The 1,763-nt window shown below is 42.3% G+C and carries 3 protein-coding genes and 1 pseudogene; all 4 read right to left on the bottom strand.

Annotated elements, in window-relative coordinates; genetic code table 11:
• Positions 1-28: 28 nt before the first annotated feature.
• Positions 29-307, bottom strand: coding sequence for a type II toxin-antitoxin system RelE/ParE family toxin (locus REG_RS08160; protein ID WP_039908099.1), 279 nt, complete (start codon positions 305-307; stop codon positions 29-31).
• A 337-nt stretch (positions 308-644) separates the two neighbouring features.
• Positions 645-1,070 (bottom strand): type II toxin-antitoxin system VapC family toxin, encoded by a 426-nt coding sequence (locus REG_RS08165; protein WP_006705207.1) that lies wholly within the window; start codon positions 1,068-1,070, stop codon positions 645-647.
• Entirely contained in the window at positions 1,067-1,306 is a 240-nt protein-coding gene (locus REG_RS08170; RefSeq protein ID WP_039908103.1) for a FitA-like ribbon-helix-helix domain-containing protein, read from the bottom strand. The genes REG_RS08165 and REG_RS08170 overlap by 4 nt, the downstream gene beginning before the upstream one ends.
• A 201-nt stretch (positions 1,307-1,507) precedes the next feature.
• Positions 1,508-1,763 (bottom strand): annotated as a pseudogene (locus REG_RS14360) (hypothetical protein); the annotation flags it as partial.

Below are 1,763 nucleotides of genomic sequence, written 5' to 3' on the forward strand. Positions count from 1 at the left end.
GGGATGAATATGGATCATGATTGTGCCCTCAGTGGTAGTCCTGATAATCAACCAATTCTGTATCGACCCCCGTAAAGCGGAAAGTTACACGCCAGTTGCCGTTAACCCATACCGACCAGTGTTCTTTCATGCAGCCCTTAAGCGAATGTAGTCGCAGGCCAGGTTGGTTCAACTCTTGTGGCCCCTTCGCCGCATCGAGCATCACGAGGATTATACCCAGTTTCTTCGCATGGGACGCGTTAATCCCTCGCGTTGAACCGGTACGATAGAAGGCTTCAAGACCCTTATGCCGGAATCCGATAATCATACTTAATTGTATCCTGTATCTATACAATTTGCAATTTTAGCTCCGGAGTTCCAGCTCATCAATTTACGGTTTCAAACTAAAATTTCAATGAGTTTAATTTTAGAGAGCATAAAAAAGTGTGGTACAATCCTATCCTTTTTTATGCTCTCTTTATTTAGCTGAAAAATAATTTTACCATTGCACGGAAAAACGTTGTAGTTTGGAAACATATTCACCCATTTTATCGGCATTTGTCATCATGGGGTCGTTTGACGAAAGGGATATTGTGGGTATAAATTTCATGTTGTAACTAAATAAGATAACAGATGTACAAGAAAAATTGCTGTTCAGTTTCGAGTCATGATGTTTCATTCCAGGGATTAATGACAGTAAGCCCCGCCTCTTCAAAGGGTGCTGTATCTCGTGTTGCCACTATCAGGTGATGGACTACAGCTATAGCCGCAATATAGCCATCTGCTGTACCAATAGCTTTGCCGGCAGTCCGCGCTTGTACCCGAAGCATTGCATAAGCTTCAGATACAGCGGTATCGAAAGGCAGAATACGCCCCATGAAAAGGGGAACAACACGCTGCTCCAAGCTGTTGTGCAGGATCTCTTTTTTCTTGCCACCTGGCAACGCTGCAACACCAAAACGAAGCTCAGCCAAGCTGATCGCCGCTAAGTAAAGCGTTTCGACATTCTGTTCATCTATCCATGCCAATACCGCAGGATCAGAAACAAGTCGCATCGGCTCAGAAATTACATTCGTATCTAATAGGATCATTCAAAACTCATCAGCTCAGCAGGTGTCTTATCGCGTTCTATCTCAAGATCAACGCCCCCCACCTCTCTACCAATCTCGGCCAGCAAGGAACCCAACTTGATGCGTCCAGGGGATCGTACGGCATTTTCAAGAATAATACGAATTTCAGCTTCGGTGCTACGCCCATGAGTAGCCGCTTTCACTCGCAAAGCACGATGTATTTCTTCCTTTATGTTCCGAACGGTAATTGATGCCATAGCTTTCACTCACTATTTCACTTGCATTGCAATCAATATATATAAATGCAATCGTTTTGCAAGATCTGTGTCAGTATGCGCTATTTTCAACCTATCAAAAAGTATACATATGCTGTATTTTTAAGGTATTAACTTTGTAATAAAAAATACTTAAAAATTTACCCGTATGTTACGTATCCTCATATTAAGGAACACTAATCCTCAATATGAAAATAAACAATCGTCATAACTAATTGAATTTAAATAAAAAATATAACAATCTTCTTCTATTATATTCTTATCCCCTCCGCCCGCCAAAAACACAATCCCAGTGCTTACCCCATGTGCCGTAAAGCCTCGTCGTTCAGGGCGAGGATATAAGGCACGGTTTTCTCCTAACTTGGTGTTTTCTGTTGTTCAATGTATTGCCTGATGATGGAATTGGTGCCCCTCCACAGCTGCTAGCAAAATAGCTCGG

The organism is Candidatus Regiella insecticola LSR1 (assembly GCF_000143625.1).
Taxonomy (GTDB): domain Bacteria; phylum Pseudomonadota; class Gammaproteobacteria; order Enterobacterales; family Enterobacteriaceae; genus Regiella; species Regiella insecticola.

Coding starts and splice junctions, on each gene's coding strand:
- REG_RS08160 (WP_039908099.1), bottom strand. CDS start 307: ATGATTATCGGATTCCGGCATAAGGGTCTTGAAGCCTTCTATCGTACC.
- REG_RS08170 (WP_039908103.1), bottom strand. CDS start 1,306: ATGGCATCAATTACCGTTCGGAACATAAAGGAAGAAATACATCGTGCT.
- REG_RS08165 (WP_006705207.1), bottom strand. CDS start 1,070: ATGATCCTATTAGATACGAATGTAATTTCTGAGCCGATGCGACTTGTT.